This is a genomic window from Mycolicibacter sinensis, assembly GCF_001667945.1.
Lineage (GTDB): Bacteria > Actinomycetota > Actinomycetes > Mycobacteriales > Mycobacteriaceae > Mycobacterium > Mycobacterium sinense_B.
Window position 1 is genome coordinate 1 of the sequence record NZ_LZJK01000162.1, and the last position, 853, is coordinate 853.

The window sequence follows — 853 nt, forward strand, 5'->3', positions numbered from 1 at the left end:
TGCTGTGCGGTCTGCAGCTGCCCGGCGTGGGCGGCCAGCAGATTGCCTTCACCGGCAAAGTCGCCGATATCGACCAGTCCAAGGTCTGGCCGCCCGGCACCTGCCTGGGCATCGACCCGGCCACCAACCAGCCCAACGATGTTCCGGTCGACTGCGCCGCCCCGCACACCAAGGAGGTCACCGGCACGGTCAACCTGGCCGAGCGGTTCCCCGACGGGCTGCCGCCCGAACCCGAGCAGGACGCCTTCATCAAAGACACCTGCACCCGGCTCACCGACACCTACCTGGCGCCGGTGCAGTTGCGCGACACCACGCTGACGCTGACCTACGCCACCATCTCCCTGCCGAGCTGGTCGGCGGGCAGCCGCGAGGTGGCGTGCAGCCTCGGCGCCACCCTGGGCAACGGCGGCTGGGCGGCCCTGATCAACAGCGCCCGGGGGCAGCTGCTGATCAACGGCCAGCCCCCGGTCCCGCCGCCGTCGATTCCCGCGGAGCGGCTCAATCAATTGCCCATCGGTAGCCAGCCACGGTGAGTGTGCAGATGGACCCGCGCCGGTTCGACGAACTCGTCGCCGACGCCCTGGATCTGATTCCGCCCGAGCTGACCGCCGCCTTCGACAATGTCGTGGTGCTGGTGGCGGATCGCAACGCCGAGGAACCCGACCTGCTCGGGCTCTACGAAGGGGTGGCGCTGACCGAGCGCGACTCGAACTATGCCGGATCGCTGCCGGACACCATCACGATCTACCGGGACGCGCTGCTGGAGATGTGCGGCTCCGATGACGAGGTCGTCGACGAAGTGCGGATCACGGTGATCCACGAGATCGCCCACCACTTCGGCATCGACGACGAC

General features: G+C 68.6%; 2 protein-coding genes. Both read left to right on the plus strand.

The window, feature by feature from the left end; genetic code table 11:
- On the plus strand, positions 1–533 hold a 533-nt coding region (locus A5694_RS21635), incomplete at its 5' end, for a septum formation family protein (protein WP_165605209.1).
- Positions 530–853: metallopeptidase family protein (locus tag A5694_RS21640; RefSeq protein WP_064924357.1), on the plus strand; the 324-nt coding region annotated here is incomplete at its 3' end. The genes A5694_RS21635 and A5694_RS21640, both read left to right, overlap by 4 nt.